This window comes from Burkholderia sp. MSMB1589WGS (genome assembly GCF_001636105.1).
Taxonomy (GTDB): Bacteria; Pseudomonadota; Gammaproteobacteria; order Burkholderiales; family Burkholderiaceae; genus Burkholderia; species Burkholderia humptydooensis.
This window is the reverse complement of the sequence record NZ_LNJT01000008.1, coordinates 2319036-2336786: the sequence shown is the minus strand read 5'-3', so window position 1 is coordinate 2336786 and position 17751 is coordinate 2319036. Positions and strand designations below refer to the sequence as shown.

Annotated in this window: 17 protein-coding genes; all 17 read right to left on the bottom strand. The window is 69.6% G+C overall.

The window, feature by feature from the left end; all coding sequences use genetic code 11:
* Positions 1-35: 35 nt before the first annotated feature.
* The 17 genes from sctA to sctC all read right to left on the bottom strand — a co-directional run bounded on the left by sctA (position 36) and on the right by sctC (position 17745).
* Positions 36-971, bottom strand: a complete 936-nt coding sequence (gene sctA / locus WT16_RS27520; RefSeq protein WP_059930400.1) for a type III secretion system needle tip protein SctA — start codon at positions 969-971, stop codon at positions 36-38.
* Between the two features lie 61 nt (positions 972-1032).
* Entirely contained in the window at positions 1033-1323 is a 291-nt protein-coding gene (bprA, locus tag WT16_RS27515; protein ID WP_009915432.1) for a T3SS protein BprA, read from the bottom strand.
* Positions 1324-1457: 134 nt separating this feature from the next.
* On the bottom strand, positions 1458-2708 hold the full coding sequence (locus tag WT16_RS27510; protein WP_063534672.1) for an IpaC/SipC family type III secretion system effector: 1251 nt from the start codon (positions 2706-2708) through the stop codon (positions 1458-1460).
* Between the two features lie 41 nt (positions 2709-2749).
* Positions 2750-4642, bottom strand: a complete 1893-nt coding sequence (gene bipB, locus WT16_RS27505) for a type III secretion system translocon subunit BipB (RefSeq protein ID WP_063534671.1) — start codon at positions 4640-4642, stop codon at positions 2750-2752.
* A gap of 70 nt (positions 4643-4712) precedes the next feature.
* Positions 4713-5228 (bottom strand): SycD/LcrH family type III secretion system chaperone BicA, encoded by a 516-nt coding sequence (bicA, locus tag WT16_RS27500; protein WP_059930394.1) that lies wholly within the window; start codon positions 5226-5228, stop codon positions 4713-4715.
* A gap of 125 nt (positions 5229-5353) precedes the next feature.
* Positions 5354-6454, bottom strand: a complete 1101-nt coding sequence (locus WT16_RS27495; protein ID WP_063534670.1) for an EscU/YscU/HrcU family type III secretion system export apparatus switch protein — start codon at positions 6452-6454, stop codon at positions 5354-5356.
* A gap of 3 nt (positions 6455-6457) precedes the next feature.
* A complete protein-coding gene (gene bsaY / locus WT16_RS27490) occupies positions 6458-7213 on the bottom strand; it encodes a SctT family type III secretion system export apparatus subunit BsaY (RefSeq protein ID WP_015602609.1) in 756 nt (251 codons plus the stop codon).
* Positions 7214-7246: 33 nt separating this feature from the next.
* On the bottom strand, positions 7247-7501 hold the full coding sequence (gene bsaX, locus WT16_RS27485) for a SctS family type III secretion system export apparatus subunit BsaX (protein ID WP_004187417.1): 255 nt from the start codon (positions 7499-7501) through the stop codon (positions 7247-7249).
* Positions 7502-7534: 33 nt separating this feature from the next.
* Positions 7535-8218, bottom strand: a complete 684-nt coding sequence (spaP, locus tag WT16_RS27480; protein WP_063534669.1) for a SctR family type III secretion system export apparatus subunit SpaP — start codon at positions 8216-8218, stop codon at positions 7535-7537.
* On the bottom strand, positions 8208-9182 hold the full coding sequence (sctQ, locus tag WT16_RS27475; protein ID WP_063534988.1) for a type III secretion system cytoplasmic ring protein SctQ: 975 nt from the start codon (positions 9180-9182) through the stop codon (positions 8208-8210). Before sctQ ends, spaP begins: the two co-directional genes overlap by 11 nt.
* Positions 9179-10420: a hypothetical protein gene (locus tag WT16_RS27470; RefSeq protein ID WP_063534668.1), complete on the bottom strand. Its 1242-nt coding sequence runs from the start codon at positions 10418-10420 to the stop codon at positions 9179-9181. The genes sctQ and WT16_RS27470 overlap by 4 nt, the downstream gene beginning before the upstream one ends.
* On the bottom strand, positions 10398-10862 hold the full coding sequence (locus WT16_RS27465) for a hypothetical protein (protein WP_063534667.1): 465 nt from the start codon (positions 10860-10862) through the stop codon (positions 10398-10400). Before WT16_RS27465 ends, WT16_RS27470 begins: the two co-directional genes overlap by 23 nt.
* A complete protein-coding gene (gene bsaS / locus WT16_RS27460; protein WP_063534666.1) occupies positions 10859-12187 on the bottom strand; it encodes a SctN family type III secretion system ATPase BsaS in 1329 nt (442 codons plus the stop codon). Before bsaS ends, WT16_RS27465 begins: the two co-directional genes overlap by 4 nt.
* A complete protein-coding gene (gene bsaR / locus WT16_RS27455) occupies positions 12184-12591 on the bottom strand; it encodes a type III secretion system protein BsaR (protein ID WP_009915457.1) in 408 nt (135 codons plus the stop codon). Before bsaR ends, bsaS begins: the two co-directional genes overlap by 4 nt.
* 11 nt (positions 12592-12602) lie before the next feature.
* The gene (bsaQ, locus tag WT16_RS27450) at positions 12603-14675 is read right to left on the bottom strand and encodes a SctV family type III secretion system export apparatus subunit BsaQ (protein WP_063534665.1); all 2073 of its coding nucleotides are present in this window, start codon (positions 14673-14675) and stop codon (positions 12603-12605) included.
* A gap of 2 nt (positions 14676-14677) precedes the next feature.
* Positions 14678-15853, bottom strand: a complete 1176-nt coding sequence (gene sctW / locus WT16_RS27445) for a type III secretion system gatekeeper subunit SctW (protein ID WP_063534664.1) — start codon at positions 15851-15853, stop codon at positions 14678-14680.
* The gene (gene sctC, locus WT16_RS27440; RefSeq protein WP_063534663.1) at positions 15850-17745 is read right to left on the bottom strand and encodes a type III secretion system outer membrane ring subunit SctC; all 1896 of its coding nucleotides are present in this window, start codon (positions 17743-17745) and stop codon (positions 15850-15852) included. Before sctC ends, sctW begins: the two co-directional genes overlap by 4 nt.
* Positions 17746-17751 lie beyond the last annotated feature (6 nt).

The following is a 17751-nucleotide window of genomic DNA, read 5'->3' as shown; positions in this document are numbered from 1 at the left end:
GCAGCGAGCGCGACGGCACGGGCGCGCGGCCTCGTTCAGATCTGCAGATAGCTTTTCGCGGTGTCCGTCAGCGTCGAGATCGCGCCGCTCAGCACCTTGACGAGATTGTCGAAGTTCGAGTTCTGGTGCGAGTATTTCTCGACGAGCGTCTGGACGTCGTTCTGGATGTTGTCCTTCTGGCCGGAGAACGCGGTGTTCCACGCCTGGTAGCGCGCGGTGTCCCAGGTCACGTCGCCGCTGTCCGGCAGCGAATCGCGCATCTTGATCAGCTTGTCCGGATTGATCGTCACGACGCCCGAATCGCTGATCGTCACCGCGTCGCCGAGCTCCTTGCGCCAGCGGGCGATGTCCGCGCCTTTCGGCAACTGCATCGTCGGCAGATGATCGATGACGTCCTGCAGCAGCTCGCGGATCGCATGGCCGTCGATCTTCATGTTCTTGTCGTCTTTCGCCGAGATGTAATCCTGCAGCTTGCTCATCACGTCGGCGACGCTCTGGAAATACTTCGTCAGCCCCTCGACGATCGTCGCGTACGCATCGACGTCCGACTTGCCCTGGGCGATCACGTCGATGAGCCCCTGAAGGATCGGGTCCGGCTCGATGCCGCCGTCGCTGCCCGCGGCGTCGAGCGTGCCGCCCAGGTGCCCGGTTTCCCATCGTTCGAGCAGGTTGCGCTGCGCGAGCGCGTGGCTGCGCACCGCGACGCGCGCGTCGTCGAACACCGTGAGGTCCGCGCGGCGGCCTTCGACGAGGCGGCCGTCGACCAGATCGGGCAGCCGGGCCGACGCGAATTCGTCGATCGCCGCGCCGAGCTTGTGCTCCGGCGCGCGGCGATCGACGCCCGCCGCGCGCAGATTGTCGCCGGTCATCGCCCGCGCGCCGGCATCGGCGGGCATCGTCTTCGCGAGCGCCGCGACCGCTTGCCAATCGCGCGCGGCCAGCGCGCGCCCCATGTCGGCCTGGATGTTCATCGTGTTTCACCTCCTTGCTATCGGATTCATCGAGGGCGCGCGCGATGCGCGGCGCCCGCCTTCACTCGATCAGGAATTCGTCCCGGTTGCGGCCGCGAATCCATTTCGGCTCGATGCCGCGCCCGCTCCAGGTCGCACCCGTCGCCGGATCGCGGTACTTCGGCCTGACCGCCTCGCGCTTGCGCTCGCCCGGTTTCTTCCGGTGTCCGAACACGTCGTATGCCGTCAGACCGTACTCGCGCACCTTCGCGCGCACGTCGTCGATCGCGGCCTGCAATTCGGCCTGCCGCGCCGCTTCGGCCTGCGCGCTCAACGCCTCGGCCCGGGCCTTCAGTTCCTTGTATGTCGCCATGCGCTCAACCATCGGAATTCCGATTCTGGAGACGGATGCCGGCGCAGGCTTTCACAAAAACGCCATCGCCCGCCCCCCGAAACGCGACGGCGCGCGGCGGGCGACGCCCCCCGCGTCCGCCGCGGCGCGAACCGTCAGGTCCGCAGATTGCCGGCTACCTGCGCGGCCACCGCGTTGTCGTTCGCGACCTGGCTCTTCGCCGCGTCGATCGCCTTCTGCGCGGCTTCGCGGCCGCGGTGCGCGGCTTCGTCGCGCGCGCTCGCCGCCGCCATCGCCGTCTGCTGCGCGCTCTCGTCCTCTTTCTGCTCCGCGCGATCCGCGCCCTGCTGCTGCGCCGACGCGCCGTCGATCTGGTTCTTGCCGATCTGGCCGCCCGACTGGATCAGGTCGCCCTTCATCTGCTGGCGGCTCGCCTTCACGAGGTTCTGCTCATGGCGCATGCCGTGCATGTCGATCCGGTGCTGCCGCGCGGGCGCCTCCTGCGCGAGCACGCTCGCGTGCTCGTCGCTCATCCGCTCGCCGCCCGGGTCGATCTCGTGGCGCGCGGCCTCCCCGGTGTCGCGCTTGACCTTCACGTGCGACACCGCGTCGTTCTGCAACACCGGCTTGTTGACGCCGCGCAGCTCGAGCGCCTGCTCGGCGTGGAACTGCTTGAGCTCCGCCTGCGGCTTCATCTCCTTTTCGATCGACATCGACTTCGTGCTCAAGCCCTTCATCTGCTGCGCCGCGCCGCCGAGCGAGGTCGCCGCCTGCAGCGCGCCGCCCGCGATCGCGGCCGTCATCTGCGCGGCGCCGATGCTGCGATCCTGCGCGGCCGCGCTCATCATCGCGTCGTGCGCGAGCGTCGTGAGCTTGCCCTGCATCACGAGATCCGACTGCACGTTCTTCTGCATCGCGATGCCGAGCGCGAGCATCGCGTCGAACGCCTTGTCCTCGGCGAACGAGAAGCGCTGCGGCTCGTTCGCCGTCGCGCGCGGCGCATCGTCGCCGACGCGCTTCGCGCCTTCGCCGCCCGCCTTCGCATCGGCGGGCGGCGCGTGGCGCTGAACGAGCGCGTCGAGCATGTTCCTCACGGCGGGCATCTGGCTCGCGGCGAGCCGCTTGTGCTCGCGCTCCATTCCCGAGACCGTCCTCCGGTCCGTCGCGCGCGTCTGCGCGGCGGGTTTCGGCTGGGCGAGCTCAACGCGCGGCTCGCCCGGCCCCGCGTCGCGCTGCTGCGACACGCGCTCGCCGACGGCGGCCGCGAGCGCCGCGTCCGCGCGCGCGACCGCGCGGCCGTCATCGCGAACCGCCTTCTCGCCCTGCCCGGGCAGCCCCGCGTCGGCGAGCCGGGACAGCTCCGGGTTGCTGATGTTGATGCCGCTGCTTTGCACACCGATTGACATACGCACCTCTTCGACTTCGAAAACAAACGTGATCGCCCGTATTACACTGCGCGGGCGTTACGCAGGATCAGCTTGCCCGTCGACGTCTGCATCTCGCCCGCGTCCGACATCTGCTGCATCAGTTGCGCGAGCACGCGGTTGTGCTCGGCGAACGAATCGACCGCCTGTTTCAGCAGATCGCCGAGCAGCCTGATGTCGTACATCGCCTCCTTGATGTCGGCGAGCAGGCCCATCGCCTTCGCGCGCTCGATGCCGACGACGATCCCGCCCGCCGCCTGCGACACCTGATTGCCGACGTCCATCACGGTGCCCGCCTTCTCGAACCGGTTCGCGAGCAGCATGCCGTCCTCCTTCGCCTCGACGCCGATCGCGCGGCGCATCCGCGTCATCGCGGTCGCGGTGCGCGAGCCGAGCGCCTGGAGCCCGGACTTTTCGGAGAACTTCTCGATCAGTTGCACGAGCATCTTGCCGATCGCCGAATCCATCAGCTTCGTCAGTTGGCCCGCGACCGCGTCGATCACCTTCGATGCGACCGCCTTCACCGCCGATGCGCCGACGAACGCGGCGGCGACGAGCGCGACGCCCGTCACCACCGCGCCGAGGATCGCGCCGGCGAGCTCGGCCTTCTGCTGATCGACGCCGCACGCGACGAGCGCCTTCGTGATCAGCGACGAGATCACCTCCATCAGCGGCTTGAGGATCGCGTCCATCACGGGCTGCATCAGCTTGTCCATGAACGACACGCCCGTCGTCGCGCGGCTGATCTCGTCGCCGACCGCGAGCGCGAGCCCCACGGCGGCGAGCGCGAGGCTCGCGCCGCCCGTGAACGCGGCCGCCGCGAAGCTGACCGCGGTGATCACCCAGCCGACGATCTTGCCGATGCAGCCCATCGTCTTCTGCATCTCCTCGGCTTTCTTCACCTGCGCCTGATATTCGTCGGACTTCTTCTGCAGCTCGGCCTCGCGCTTCGCCTGCATCTCGGTGAAGAGCTTCTGCTTCGATTCGAGCTCCTTCACGTTGCCCGACGAGATCAGCTCCTGCAGCTTGCCGAGCACGGCCGTGAGCTCGGCCGCGCCGCTCAGCTTCGGCGACGCCGCGCGCAGCGGCGCGCTCGCGCCGTATTGCTGCGCGGCCTGATTCACCGCGTCGTCGACTTGCTGCTCGCATTCGCGCGCCTGCGTCGCGAGCGCGGTCGCCGCATCGAGCTTCTGCGCCGCGTCGGCCCGCAACGCGTCCGCACGGCCATGCGCGTCGCTCGCCTGCTGCTTCGCCTGCTCGAGCGCCGCCTTCAGCGCCTTCAACTGATCGTCGGGCAGGCCCTGCTTCACCGCGTCGTCGTACTGCTTCTGCGCGGCGTCGACGGCCGCATCCGCGGCCTTCGCGTCGGCGGCGGCCTGCTTCGCCGCGGCGGCGGCCTGCGCGGCCGCGTCGGTCGCCGCCTTCGCGTCGTTGGTCGCCCGCTGGAACGCGTCGGACAGCCGGTTCAGGTTGTCCTGCGCGGCCTTCGACATCTGGTTCCAGATGTCCGAGCGCTGCTTGAGCTCGTCGAGGCTGCTCGCGCTGATGACGCTCATCAGCACGCCGAGCAGCTCGGTCAGCTTCGCCGCGCCGCTCGCGCGGCTGCCGCCGTCCTGCGGCTGCGCGTTCGCCGTGTCGGATTGCGGCGCTGCGCGTTCCTGCGGCGCGCGCAGCGCCGGCTTATCGTCAAGCCTGTCAAGCCTGTCGAGCCGCGCGTCGTCCGTCCCCGGCTGCGCGCCGCACTGCCCGGACGCGAGCTGCGACATTCGCTCGAGGAAATTGCGCTGCGCGGCCGACACCACGTCGACGTACGCCTGCGGCGACAGCGTGCCGAGCGCGCGCGCCGCGTCGCGCAGCGGATGGGTCTGGTAAGCGTTCGCGTTGGCGGCCGATCCGCCCTGCACTCCCGATGACATACGATCAGCTCCTGTTGGCTAGAGTCTGTTTACATACGGAGCGCATGTGCGTTCCGTATGTAAACAGATCCTAGAGGTCGTTTTCGACCGGTGCGGGCGCCGCATCGGCGCCCACTTCGTCGAGCCCGTCGAGATAGGACTGCGCCTTCTGCGCGAGGCGCTCGTCGCGCGAGCGCTCGGCGACGATGCCGAAGCAGCGCCGCGCGAGCGGCGCCTTGCCCATCAGCAGATGGCATTGGCCGGTGTGGAACATCGGCCGGCAGTCGTCCTTCGACAGCGAGTACGCGAGCGCATACAGATCGATCGCCCGCGCGTATTCCTTCTTCAACTGGCACACCGCCGCGAGCCCCATCGCGTATTCGGCGTTATAGAAGTCGTAGATGCACAGAAAACGGAAGAACACCTCCGCGTCGTCGATCCGCCCCTGCTGGTAGAAGCGGTACGCGAACGCGTAGATGCCGTCCATCAGGTCCTGCGGCACCCGATGCAGGTCCTTCAGCGTCGCGCCGTTCTGGACCGCGTCCAGCAGCGCCGCCGCCATCTCGTCGGCTTCGATGTCGTCTATGTTCACGTCGCGTTGCGTCATGCCGTCACCTCGTTCGGTTCTTTCAGTCACATGGATGTCGGCGCGTTGCGATGCCGTTCAATGACGGTTGCTACGTTACGCGCCTCTCGCTCAGGAAAATTTCACAAAGCAGTCTTTTCAGCTTGTCAAGCGTTTCGATCGCGCGGCTGCGGCGCGGGCGGCGTCTCGGGCGCCATCCCGGGCGGCGGTCCACCGCGATTCGCCGCCTCGACTTCCTTGAGCCAGATCAGCACGCGCATCACGCCGTCGACGTCGTCCTGGTTCACGAAGCTGTAGCGGCGCGGCGAGTTGCGATAGATCGAGCGCGCGAGCGCGACATTGCGCACGACCGTCACGCCGCACGCTTCGGCGTGCCGAATGACCGCGAGCGCGCGCGCGTTGGTCTCCCGCACCGACACGAACGGAATCGGCACGATGTCCGGGTTCACATAGATGCCGATCGCGATGTGAGTCGGATTCGCGACGATGAAATCGGATTGCTCGACGTTCGCCTTGATCTCCTCCGACAGCAGTTCCTGATGGATCTCGCGCCGCTTGCTCTTGATCTCGTGATTGCCCTCGCTCTCCTTGTATTCCTGCTTCACCTCGTGCTTGTCCATCTTCAGCTCGCGGTGGTACAGGTAGTATTCGACGGCGGCGTCGACGATCAGCACGGGCAGCGCGCACAGCAGGAACAGCAGCACGAGCCGGATCGTCAGCACGATCCACATGTGGCCGAGCAGCGCCGCTCGCGCGCGGAACAGCCCGAACACGTCGTGGTGGCAGAGATCGGCGAACACGCGCACCGTGACCGCGAACACGGCGACGTAGAGCAGCGCCTTCGCCGCGTCCTTCACCGAGCGCCAACTGAAGAGCCGCTTCATTCCCTTGACGGGATCGAGCGCCGTGAGATCGAAGCGGATCGATTCGACAGCGAGCGTGAAGCGGCTTTGCACGAGCGACGGCAGCGCGCCCGCGGCCGCGCAGAGCAGCACGAACGGCGCGGCGATCCGCAGGAACAGCTTCGCCCACGCGAACGCGTAGGCGCCTGGGTCCGGCTGCGCGCCCGACGACGCGATCCGCGCGAATTCGGCCGCGATACGCGTCAGATCGACGAGCGCGGGCGCGGCCAATGCGCCCGTGGCGATCACGACGAGCGCGACGATGTCCCTTGCCTTGAACGTCTGCCCTTTCTTCGCCGCGTCGCGCAGCTTCTTCGCGGTCGGCTTTTCGGTTTTCTCCGCCATCGCTCACTTCACCAGGCCGCTGAAAGGATGCGCGTGCAGCAGCGCTGTCAGCTCGTGCGGGGCCGCATAGAGGAAATACAGGTGGAACACGGCGAACGCGACGATGCTCTTGACCGTCAGCGACAGCGAGAACGCATTGACCTGCGGACAGAAGCGCGAGAAGAGCCCGAGCAGCGCATCGGTCAGGAACATCACGATCAGCACGGGCGCGGCGAGCGCGAGCCCGTGCGCGACGAGATCGGTCAGCAGCGCGCCGACGCGCGGCAGATCGACCGAAAACAGCGCGCCCGCCGGCACCGTCGCGTAGCTCGATTCGAGCGCGCCGACGATCGTCAGCATGCCGCCCTGCTGCAGGAACGCGGCCGCGTAGAACAGGCTCACGAACGGCGCGAGCGCCGACGCTTCGACGCCCGTGGCCGGATCGATCGAATCGCTGATCGTCGCGCCGCGCTGGTTGTCGATCAGCTCGCCCACCGCCGTCGCGACCCAGAACGGCAGCGACAGCGCGACGCCGAGCACGACGCCCGCCGCCGCCTCCGTCAGCGCGACGCCGGCGAGCGCGCCCCCTTGCAGATGCGGGTGCGCGAAGCTCGGCCACAACCCGAGAATGACCGCGAACACGATCGTGTTCTTCACGACCCCGTTGACGATCGTCCGGTCATTCAGGAACGGCAGCAGATAGAACACCGGCGCGACGCGCGCATACGCGATCGCGATCGCGCCGGCCTGCCGGTAGAACGCTTCCATCGAGACATCCATCGTGTCGCTCGGCATGACGTGACGTGAAGCGGCTCAGCGCAGCCCGATCGACAGCATCTCGGTCGCGAACGCGAGCAGCTTGCCGCCGAACCAGCCGGACAGCATCATCAGGCAACCGAACACCGCGAGCATCTTCAGGCCGAACGGCAGCGTCTGCTCCTGCAATTGCGTGACCGTCTGGAACAGGCCGATCGCGAGGCCCACGACGGTCGCGACCGCGACGGGCGCCGCGCACAGCAGGATCACGAGCAGGATCGCCTTGTCGCCTGCATAGGTGAGTTCAGCCATCGTTTGTCTTCCTAAAAATGCGCCTGGGCGCGGTCATTGCATCAGGTTCAGGTACTGCTCGATCAGGCCCTTGCAGATCAGCGTCCAGCCGTCCATCGCGACGAACAGGATCAGCTTGATCGGCACCGAGATCGTCACCGGGCTCATCATCATCATCCCGAGCGCGAGCAGCACGCTCGACACCACCATGTCGACGACGAGGAACGGCAGGTACAGGTAGAAGCCGATCTTGAACGCGCTCTTGATCTCGGTGAGCGCGTACGCGGGCAGCAGCGAGAACAGCGAGTTGTCGAGGCCGTCCGGCCCGTCGCCCGCGACGTCCGCATCGGCTGCGTCGTCGCTCTTCAGGCGCGCGGCCTGCGCGCGCTCGAAGAAGCGCACGAGCGCCGGGTCCGAGTAGCGCGTCAGATAGCGCTTGTAGCCGCCGAGGCCGCCGTCGATGAAATCGTTGACCGACGCGCCGTTCATCACGTCGAGCGGATGGTGCTGCAGATACCGGTACGCGCTCTGCGCGACGGGCATCATCACGAACAGCGACATGATGAGCGCGATGCTGTTGAGCGCGAGATTCGACGGCACCTGCTGGATGCCGAGCGCGTTACGCACGAGCACGAGCACGATCGAGAACTTGATGAAGCACGAGCCCGCCGCGACGACGAACGGCACGAGCGTCGCCGCCGCCAGCAGGACGATCAGCGCGATTTCGTTATTCGCCATCGCATGCCGCCGGCTTCGCGCGCCAGAGCGCCTTCACCTCGACCGCCAACTGCTCGCCGACCTGGATCAGCTCGCCGCGGCCGAACGGCAGGCCGTTCGCGCGAATCGTCACCTCGCCCGGCGCGCCGCGCAGCGGCAGCACCAGGCCCGGATGGCAGCCGGCGAGCTGCGCGACCGTCACGCGCTCGTCGTGCAGCACGAACTCCAGCGTGACGGGCAGCGCAGCGACGTCGAAAGCCTGCGGCGATGCGTCCGGCAGCGCGTCCGCCGTCGTCGGTTCGTCATGCAGATCGTCGTGCGGATCGTCGATCGCCGGTTCGGTCAGGGGTTCGTTCAGCATGATGTTTTCTCCTTCCCAGCAAAATTCACACAGCGCATACGCGCCGATCCTGACCATGTTGCGCGGCGCGCGGACGAGCAACACGTCGCCCGGCGCGACCGCGGGCAGGAGCGCGAGCGGCAGGCGCGCGACGCCGATCGCGAAGCGCATCGCGAGCGGCACGCCGCCGACGTCGGCAGCGGCGCGCGGCGCGGGCGCTTCGCTCGGAAACGCACGGAACAGCGCGCGCACGCGGCCCGGCGCGTCGAAGCACAGCAGCGGCTCGGCGGGCAGCTTGCGCTCGACGAGATCGACGAGCCTCACGTGCGCCCAGCCGCCCGGCGGCGCGGGCAGCTCGGCCGCCGCGTCCCGCCCGCTCAGCAGATCGAGCGCGTAGCGCCTGTCGAGCGCGCGCCACGCGAGCGCGCCGAGCGCCGGGTAGCGGCGGCGCATCAGATCGTCGACGTCGACCCAGCCGTCGTGCTCGACGCCCCGCCAGGTCGCGCGCAGCGCCGCATAGCCGCGCGGCGGCGCGATCGTGCGCAGCGCGACGTACTCCCCCCCCGCGCGCAGCGCCTGCGCGCTCCGGTACAGCGGCAGCTCCGCGGGCGCGACGCGCCGCAACAGCGTGTAGCGCGCGCTCATCGTTCGTCCGCCTCCGGCTCCTGCCGCGCGCGGCGCCACGGCGAACGGCCGCCGTCGTCATCCGCGCGCTGCCGATCGAATTCGACGGTCCATCCGGGCGTCAGCCGATCGACGCCATACTCCATCGCGCGCTGCACGCGCTCGTGGCTCGGCTGCGCGCTGACGACGCGCGGCGCGCAGCCGGGATCGAAGCGCAACTCGACCGCGGGCCGCCCGTCCCATGAGTTGAAGCGGTAGCGCACCTGGGTGCCTTGCGTGTCGCGAACGTCGCGCGCGTCCGTTTGCGCCGCGCCGGCCTGCGCGCGTTGGCGCGCGGCACGCGACGGATCGTGCGCGCGCGCGGCAGGCTCGGCCGCACGCATCGACGCCTGCGGTTGAAAGGCGCGCGGGAAACCGGCGAGCGATGCGTCGCCCGCGCGGTTCGAATCGTCGCCGTCGACGCGTTCGCGCGCGGCGCCCGGCGAAGCGGCGGCCGTCGGGCGTCGTGTCGACGATGCGGCCGAGACAGCCGACATAGCCGACATAGCCGATGCAGCGGCGATCGTCGCGGCCGGCAAGCGCGCGGCGGGCAGCGCCGGCGAGCGCGACGCCGCGGCGTCCGCCGCCATCGCGGAATGCCGCGAAGCTCCGGCCGCCGTGTCGCGCACGATGCCGTCCGGCGTGCGTTGCGCCGCGCGTTGCGCCTGCGTCGGCACGGACGGCGGCGCGACGTCGGCCGCCGCTTGCGGCGCGCGCGCGTCGGCCGTCGAAGCATCGGGCGCTCGCTCGCCCGTCGCGCGAACCGCGCCGAGCGCCGGCGCGTGGCCGCGCATCGTCGCGGCGCGGCGCGGCGCGATTTCGTCGCGCGGCTCGACGCGCGTGCGCGCGCCGTCAGCCACATGCGCTTCGACGCCCGCTTCGATGCCCGCGACACGCGCGTTCGCGCCGCCTCGCGCCCCGCCGAACCGCAGCGCGATCGCCCGGTCCCACGCCGAATGCGGCGCGGGCATCCCGACCGCCGCAACCTGCGGCTCGCCGTTGCGCTTTGCCCTTTTCCTCGCGTGGGCGCGCCCGGCTTCGGCGTCGTCGCCATCACGTCCGTCGTCGCACCCGTCGTCGCGCTTGTCGAGCACCTTGCCGCATTGCTCGCGATACGCGCGCTGCAAATCGGACGCCTGTCCGCCGCCCGGCGTCTGCGCGCGCGGGGCGGGCTCGACGCCCGCCGCGATCGGCGCGCTAATGCTGATGGTTGAACCCATGACCTGCTCCTTCCGTGATGTCCGCATCGGCGGCCGATTCGCGCAGCCGCTCGTTTTCGATCCTGCGCCGCGCGAGCCAGTCGCGATGCGCGTTCCGGCGCCGCTCGAGCGCGAGCGCGGCGGCCTGGCTGCCGCGCAACGCTTGCTCGGCCGCCTGCCGGCGCTCGCGCAGATCGCTGGCCTCGATCTCCCTGCATGCGATCTCGTAACGGATCACCGCCTGCTTGCCGCGCACGCGCATCAGCTCGCTGCGCGCATACGGCTTCGGCGGCGCGCTCGCCGCGAGCCGCTCGCGCAGGCGCGCGATCGTCGCGCATCGTTCGGCGATCTGCCTGTCGAGCGCCGCGAGCGCGTCGCGTTCGCGCGCCGCCTGCCGGCGCAGCGTATCGCCGCGCCGCTCGAGCACCGCGAGCAGCCGCCGCGCGCCGTCGAGCCGCTTCATGACGCGGCCTCGCGCATCCGTTCGAGCGTGTCGTCGAACGCCGACGCCTCGTCGATTGCCTGCTGCAGGAACGCATCGAGCGCGGGCCGCCTGTCGAGCGCCTCGTCGTTCTCCGGGTTCTCGCCGCGCCGGTACTCGCCGAGATCGAGAAACACCTGCATCTCGTCGATGCGCGCGAGGTGCCGCCGGAACTGCATCGCGGCCGCGCGATGCGGCGCGTGCGCGATCTCGTCGAACAGACGGCTCGTGCTCCTCAGCACGTCGATCGCCGGGAAATGCCCCTTTGCGCCGAGCTGCCGGCTCAGATACACGTGACCGTCGACGATCGAGCGGATCTCGTCGCCGATCGGATCGGGCTCCTCTTCGTTTTCGAGCAGCACCGTGTAGAACGCGGTGATGCTCCCCGCTTCCGTGCGCCCCGGCCGCTCGAGCAGGCGCGGCAACTGCTCGAACACCGACGCCGGATAGCCGCGCCGCGCGGGCGCTTCGCCCGTCGCGAGCGCGAGGTCGCGCAGCGCGCGCGCGTAGCGGGTCATCGAGTCGAGAAACAGCATCACGTCGCAGCCGAGATCGCGGAAATACTCGGCGATCGTCGTCGCGACAAGCGCCGCGTTGCAGCGGTCCACCGACGAGCGATCCGACGTCGCGTACACGACGACCGTCCGGTCCCGGCTGCCCGAGCGCCGCATCCGCTCGACGAACTCGGACACCTCGCGGCCGCGCTCGCCGATCAGCGCGACCACGTACACGTCGGCCGCCGCATGCTCGATCATCATGTTCATCAGCGAAGTCTTGCCGCAGCCCGCGGCCGCGAAAATGCCGATGCGCTGGCCGACGCCGCACGTGAGCAACCCGTCGATCGCGCGCACGCCCGTCGCGAGCCGCCGCTCGACCGGGCGCCGCGCCGCGTAATCGGGCGGCGCGGCGTCGATCGCGCGGCGGCGCGGCGCCGCGGCGCGCGCCGCCCCCTCCGCCCCCTCCTCCCGCTTCGCGCCGAACGTCTCGACGATGCCGCCCGTCGCGTCGACGACCGCGCCGAGCATCGCCGGCGCGACGTCGATCGTCATCCGCTCGCCCGTCGGCACGAGCGCGACCTGCCGCGACAGCCCGGCCGTGCTGCCGAGCGTGCTCAGGATCGCGGTGTCGCGCCCGAAGCCCACCACCTGCGCGCGGCCGATCACCGTGTCGCTGCCCGCCGCCGCGCGGATCGCGCACAGCTCGCCGATCGCGACGTCCGGCAGCGGCGCCTCGATGATCGGCCCCTGGATGCGGCGCGGATGCGCGCGCCGCGCGAGGAGCCGCAGCGGATCGCCGGCGGCCTTCATCGCGCGAGGATCTCGTTGATCGCGCACAGGTCCGCGTAGAACGTCTCGAGCGCCTCGGTGAAGCCGTCGGCGTCGGCGAGGCAGCGCGGCTCGACGCGGCCGTGCAGCATGAGCGCATCGTCGACGAGCGACAGCAGCGGCCGGCGCGACGCGAACGCGTCCGAGCCGCGCGGCAACTGATACGCGAGCAGATCGAACGCGCAGCGCGCGAGCTGGCTCTCGCCCGCGCAGTCGAGCCGGCTCCAGATCGTCACGTGCTCGCCGTCGCGCTCGACGAACATTTCGGGCATCGAATGAAAGGCAATGCAGATCGGCGCGTGCGCATCCAGCTCGCCCGCGATCGCGCTGCCGCAATCCATCTTCTCCATGCTTTCCTTGACGAGCATGACGACATCCACATTCATCGTTTCTCTCCTTAGACCGTCTTCAACACATCGATTGCGACGCTGTCGGCCACTTCACCGAACGACAGCACCTCCAGTTCCGGAAAGCGGCTCTCGATCAGCCGCTTGACGAAACGCCTGACTTCCATCGAAGCGAGCAGCACCATGTCGCGCTGCGAGAAGCCCGCGCGCGCGAGCTCGAGCGCGAGCCGGTCGAGCAGTTGCTCGCTCGTCGCGGGCTCCAGGTTCAGGTACGCGCCGCCCGACGTCTGCCGCACGCCCTGGCCCACCGCGTCCTCGAACTCGGCGGACAGCACGAGCGCGCGCAGCTTGCCGCCCGCCGCGAAGCGATTCGAGATGTAGCGCGCGAGCGCCGTGCGCACGTGCTCGACGAGCAGGATCGAGTCCTTCTCCTTCGGCCCCCATTGCGCGAGCGATTCGAGAATCAGCTTCATGTTGCGGATTGAGATCTTCTCGGCAAGCAGGCGCTGGAACACCTCGGCGATCCGCTGCACCGAAATGTGCCGATAGCTCTCCTTGATGAGCTCCGGATACTTCCGGTCCATGTCGTCGAGCAGGCGCTTCGCCTCCTGCACGCCGAAGAATTCCGACACGTTGCTCAGCATCACCGCGAGAAACTGCCCGTACAGGTCGTCGATCGCCGGGCGCGTGAGCACGTCGATCTTCGCGAGCGCATCGGTCTGCGAGTCCGGCACCCACCACGCGTCGCCGCCCGCGCCGTCCGGCAGCGTCACGACGTCGACGGGCAGCCCTTCGAGCGCGAGCGTCGAGCCGATCACGCGATGCCTGTCGAAGCAGATCGCGAACGTCGCGGCGCGGATCTCGTTGATCAGCACGATCGCCTCGCGCGGATGCACCTGCGGCGAATACACGACGCGGATGTCGGGCAGCCGCAGCCCCATGTCGACGAACGCGCGCCGCCTGAACGCGCCGATCACGCCGTCCCGCTCGAACATCGGCTGCGCCGCCTCGGGCACCATCAGCATCAGCGGCACCGTCTCGGGGATCAGCTTGTCGATGTCGACGTCGTCCACGGCGGCGGCGGCGGACTGCGTCGCGCCGCCGCCCGACAGCGCGCCCGCGACCTTGCCGACGAGCCCGCCCTCGCGCGCCGGCTCGCCCGGCTTGCGCCATTCGCGGCGCACGTACAGCGCGCCGAGCGCAAGCGCGATCAGCAGGAAGACGATGAGCGGAAAACCGGGCAGCAGGCCGATCGCGAGCGCGAGCACGGCCGTGACGGCGAGCACGAACGGGTTCGAGAACAGCTCGCCGACGATGTTCGCGCCGAGGTTGTTGCCCGAGCCGCTCACGCGGGTGACGACGAAGCCCGCGCCGATCGCGATCAAGAGCGCCGGGATCTGCGCGACGAGGCCGTCGCCGATCGACAGGATCGTGTAGGTCGTGAGCGCATCGGACACCGACATGCCGTGCTGCATCACGCCGACCGAGATGCCGCCGATCAGGTTCACGAAGATGACGACGATGCCGGCGATCGCATCGCCCTTGATGAACTTCATCGCGCCGTCGAACGAGCCGTAGAGCTGGCTCTCGCGCTCGAGCGCCGAGCGGCGCGCCTTCACGCCTTCGTTGTCGATGATGCCCGCGCGCAGGTCCGCGTCGATGCTCATCTGCTTGCCGGGCATCGCGTCGAGCGAGAAGCGCGCCGCGACCTCGGCGACGCGCTCCGAGCCCTTCGTGATCACGATGAACTGCGCGATCGTCACGATCACGAACACGACGAAGCCGACGACAAGGTTGTCGCCGATCACGAACTGCCCGAACGTCGTGATGATCTTGCCGCCCTCGGCCGTGAGCAGGATCATCCGGCTCGTGCTGATCGACAGCGCGAGCCGGAACAGCGTCGTGATCAGCAGGATCGACGGAAACGTCGAGAATTCGAGGATGTTGACGATGTAGAACGAGCCCATGAACACGAGCAGCGCCGTCACGATGTTCAGGCCGATCAGGAAATCGAGCACATAGGGCGGCAGCGGCACGATCAGCATCGCGATCACGAGCACCATCAGGCACAGGACGATCAGTTCGGGGCGCGCTTGGGCCTTGAGCAGGAGATTCTTCAGCATGGCTATCGACCGGATCGAATGAAAGGCGCCGCGCGCGAGCCGCCGTCCGCGCGCGCGCGCGCCTGCCGCCGCTCGCGCGCGTACGTCGCGCCGATCAGCTCCTCGAGCGCGCCGAGCGCCGCGCGGCGCGCGTCGGCGTCGCCGTAGAGCGCGATCGGCACGCCCGCGAACGCGCGCAGCGCGAGCTGCAGCAATTGCGAGCGGCGCTCGGCCGCGAGCGGCTCGAGCAGATCGCCGAGCGTGCGCAGCAGCACGTCGGCGACCGAGAACGGCCGCTGCAGGCCGCCCAGCATCGTCGCGAGCGCGCGCGCCTCGGTGAGCCCGCAATCGCGCGCGAGCGCATCGTCGAGCAGCCGGCCGACGAACAGCTCGTCGGCCGACGCGAGCAGCCGCGCGTGATGCAGCGTGCCGAGGAGCGGCCCGAACTCGGCCGCGCAGCCGCAGCTCGGGTCGTGCGACTGCATGTCGTACGACAGCGCGGCGCTCACGTAGTCGAGAATCCGCTTGCGCCGGCCCGCGCCGAACTGCTCGATCCAGTCTTCGTAGACGACGAGATACGAGCCGTCGAACTCGAGAAACTGCCGGTACAGCTCGCGCAGCCGGCGCGGATCGAGCTGCATGCGCGCGCCGAACACCTTCGCCTTCAGCGCCGCGTTGATGCCCGCCTTGATCCGCTTGTTGCCGTCGCCCGCGAGCAGTTCCTCGATCGCGCGCTCGACGACGTCGACGGATTCGCCGTCGAGCCGGCGCCGCCGGCGCAGCTCGCGCAGCGCGAGCAGCAGATCGCTCTCGTCGCGAAAGCGCTCACGCGCGTCGCGCAGCAGCGCCGCGAGGTCCGCGCGGCCGCGCGTCGCGCGGCCGTCGGGCAGGCTCTGGCGGCCGAGCAGCGCGGCAAGCTCGTCGAGCTTCTCGTCGGCGTCCGTGTCGAGTATCCGTTCGAGATCGTCGCTGCGGCGCCCCTTGCGCTCCGACGCGCGGAACCGGCCGAACTGCGCAGCGGCGTTCGCGGCTTCTCCGTCGAGCTCGGCGAGCTGCGCGTCGACGCCGGCCGCGCCCGCCGCCGGCGCCTGCGGCGCTTCGTCGAGCGACGGCTCAGCATCGAGCCGGTTCGCCGCGCCCGTGCCGTCGGCAGAAAAGCCGCGCCGCGCGGCCGATGCGCCGCCGATGATCGAGCTCATGATCTGTCGTCCATGTAGGGTTTGAGCATCTGCACGGTTGCGCGCAGCGTCGCGTTGTCCGATGGATCGCCGGATTCCCACGGCTGCCCGTCGGGCCAGGCCGCGCCCGCGCGCAGCAGCTTCGGCTGGATCAGGAACACGCGCACGACCTGCTCGTGCCGGTCCGAATGCCCGCGAAACAGCCCGCCGATCAACGGGATGCTCGCGAGCCCAGGAATCCTGAACGTGCGGCGCGTCACGTCGTCGCGCGTGTTGCCGCCGATGAGCAGGCTCATCTCGCGCGGCACGCGCGCGACCGTGTTGATCTCGGTGCGGTTGACTAGCGGCATCGCGTTGTTGTCGACGACGATCTGGCCGTCGCTCGTCGCGCCGTGGGTGTTGCCGTCCTCGATGTCGACGATCATTTCGACCTGCGACGCATCGCGCGTGAGCCGCGGCAATACGTTGACGAGCGTGCCGTAGGTCACGTGATCGAGTTGCACCGCGCGCTCGCCGATCAGCTTCGCGTAGAACGTCTGGTTGCTGTCGAACGTCGCCGGCACGTTCTCCTGCGTGAGCACGATCGGCCGCGAGATCACCGTTGCGTCGCCCGTCTGGCTGAGCGCCGCCACCGACGCGAGGAATTTCGTGCCGTCGAGCGTCGTCACGTTGCCGCCGCCGCGATTGTTGAAGCCCACGCCGATGCCGGGCGCATTGAGCGCGCCCTGCCAATCGATGCCCAGTTGGTCGAGCCGACTCTTGCGGATGTCGATGATCCACAGCGACAGCTCGATCTGCCGCTTCTCGACGTCGAGCGAGCGGATCAGCGCCTCCATGTCCTGCACCTTGTCGAGCCGGCCGACCAGGATCACGCTGTTCGTGTCCGGATACGCGACCGCGCGCACGCCGTCCGACGCAGGCACCGCGACACCGCCCGACGGGCCGCCCATCGGGCTCGCGGCGCTCGTCGGGTGCGCCGAATCCGGCGAGCCTGCGCCGCCCGGCGCGTTGCCGGCATCGAGCGGCGCGGGCAATGCGTCGGCGAGCGAGAACGCGGTCTTGCCGATTGCGCCCCCCGCGCCGCCGCGCGCCGCCGCATCGACCGACGCGACCGACGCGACCGACGCGGCGGATGACATCGCCGGCGCCCCCGGCCGCGCCGGGCCGAAGATCCGGCCGAGCACGGTCGCCATGCCCGGGATGTCGATCTCCTTGTCGCGCAGCGCGTACTGGCGATCGACGACGAAGCTGTTGTGAAGCTGCACGACGCGCACGACCTGTCTGTCGCTCGCCTCGTTCGAGCGCACCTCGTCGAGATAGCGCGCGGCGGCGGCGACGAGATTCACGTAGACGGGCGCGCCCGTCACGTAGAACGTGTTGCTCAGGTCGTCGCCGCGCACCGGAAAGCGCGGGTCGTAGAGCCGCGTCTGCCGGATGAAGTCGCGCATGTTGCGCACGGTCGCATGGCGCATCGATATGACCGCGTTCTTGATCTCCGAGTTGTCGTAGATGTAGATCGACGCGCCGTCGTCGTACCAGAGCAGCGACATCGATTCGCCCAGTTGCGCGAGGAGCGCGCGCCCACGCGCGAGGTCGAACTCGCCCGTCACGTGCTTGCGGCGCACCTTGTCGCTCGCGACGATCGGCTTGCGCAGCCGGCCGGACAGCGCGTTGAGCAGCACGCTGATGCTCGCGTCGTTCGCAACGAAATGGCGCTCGCCGTCTTGCGGCGCGACGCCCGCCGGCTGCGCAGCGGCGCGCGCGCCGCCGTCCGCCGCGTCGAGCCGCACGGGCGGCCCGCCCGAGTCGGCGGGCGGCGCCGCGTCGGTCGGCGCGGCGAGCGCCGCGCCCGTCATCAGCAGCGATGCGGCGAGCGCGGCTGCGTGTCGTCTGGCCGTGTCGGCATACATCATCGGTTC

Excerpts from the sequence above, each read along its gene's own strand:
- WT16_RS27465 (WP_063534667.1), bottom strand. The coding sequence starts at position 10,862 with ATGAAGCGGCTCGACGGCGCGCGGCGGCTGCTCGCGGTGCTCGAGCGG.
- bsaX (WP_004187417.1), bottom strand. The coding sequence starts at position 7,501 with ATGGCTGAACTCACCTATGCAGGCGACAAGGCGATCCTGCTCGTGATC.
- sctQ (WP_063534988.1), bottom strand. The coding sequence starts at position 9,182 with ATGAGCGCGCGCTACACGCTGTTGCGGCGCGTCGCGCCCGCGGAGCTG.
- bsaR (WP_009915457.1), bottom strand. The coding sequence starts at position 12,591 with ATGAATGTGGATGTCGTCATGCTCGTCAAGGAAAGCATGGAGAAGATG.
- WT16_RS27510 (WP_063534672.1), bottom strand. The coding sequence starts at position 2,708 with ATGTCAATCGGTGTGCAAAGCAGCGGCATCAACATCAGCAACCCGGAG.
- bipB (WP_063534671.1), bottom strand. The coding sequence starts at position 4,642 with ATGTCATCGGGAGTGCAGGGCGGATCGGCCGCCAACGCGAACGCTTAC.
- bsaQ (WP_063534665.1), bottom strand. The coding sequence starts at position 14,675 with ATGCTGAAGAATCTCCTGCTCAAGGCCCAAGCGCGCCCCGAACTGATC.
- WT16_RS27470 (WP_063534668.1), bottom strand. The coding sequence starts at position 10,420 with ATGGGTTCAACCATCAGCATTAGCGCGCCGATCGCGGCGGGCGTCGAG.
- spaP (WP_063534669.1), bottom strand. The coding sequence starts at position 8,218 with ATGGCGAATAACGAAATCGCGCTGATCGTCCTGCTGGCGGCGGCGACG.
- bsaS (WP_063534666.1), bottom strand. The coding sequence starts at position 12,187 with ATGAAGGCCGCCGGCGATCCGCTGCGGCTCCTCGCGCGGCGCGCGCAT.
- bsaY (WP_015602609.1), bottom strand. The coding sequence starts at position 7,213 with ATGGATGTCTCGATGGAAGCGTTCTACCGGCAGGCCGGCGCGATCGCG.
- sctC (WP_063534663.1), bottom strand. The coding sequence starts at position 17,745 with ATGATGTATGCCGACACGGCCAGACGACACGCAGCCGCGCTCGCCGCA.
- sctW (WP_063534664.1), bottom strand. The coding sequence starts at position 15,853 with ATGAGCTCGATCATCGGCGGCGCATCGGCCGCGCGGCGCGGCTTTTCT.
- bprA (WP_009915432.1), bottom strand. The coding sequence starts at position 1,323 with ATGGCGACATACAAGGAACTGAAGGCCCGGGCCGAGGCGTTGAGCGCG.
- WT16_RS27495 (WP_063534670.1), bottom strand. The coding sequence starts at position 6,454 with ATGGCGGAGAAAACCGAAAAGCCGACCGCGAAGAAGCTGCGCGACGCG.
- bicA (WP_059930394.1), bottom strand. The coding sequence starts at position 5,228 with ATGACGCAACGCGACGTGAACATAGACGACATCGAAGCCGACGAGATG.
- sctA (WP_059930400.1), bottom strand. The coding sequence starts at position 971 with ATGAACATCCAGGCCGACATGGGGCGCGCGCTGGCCGCGCGCGATTGG.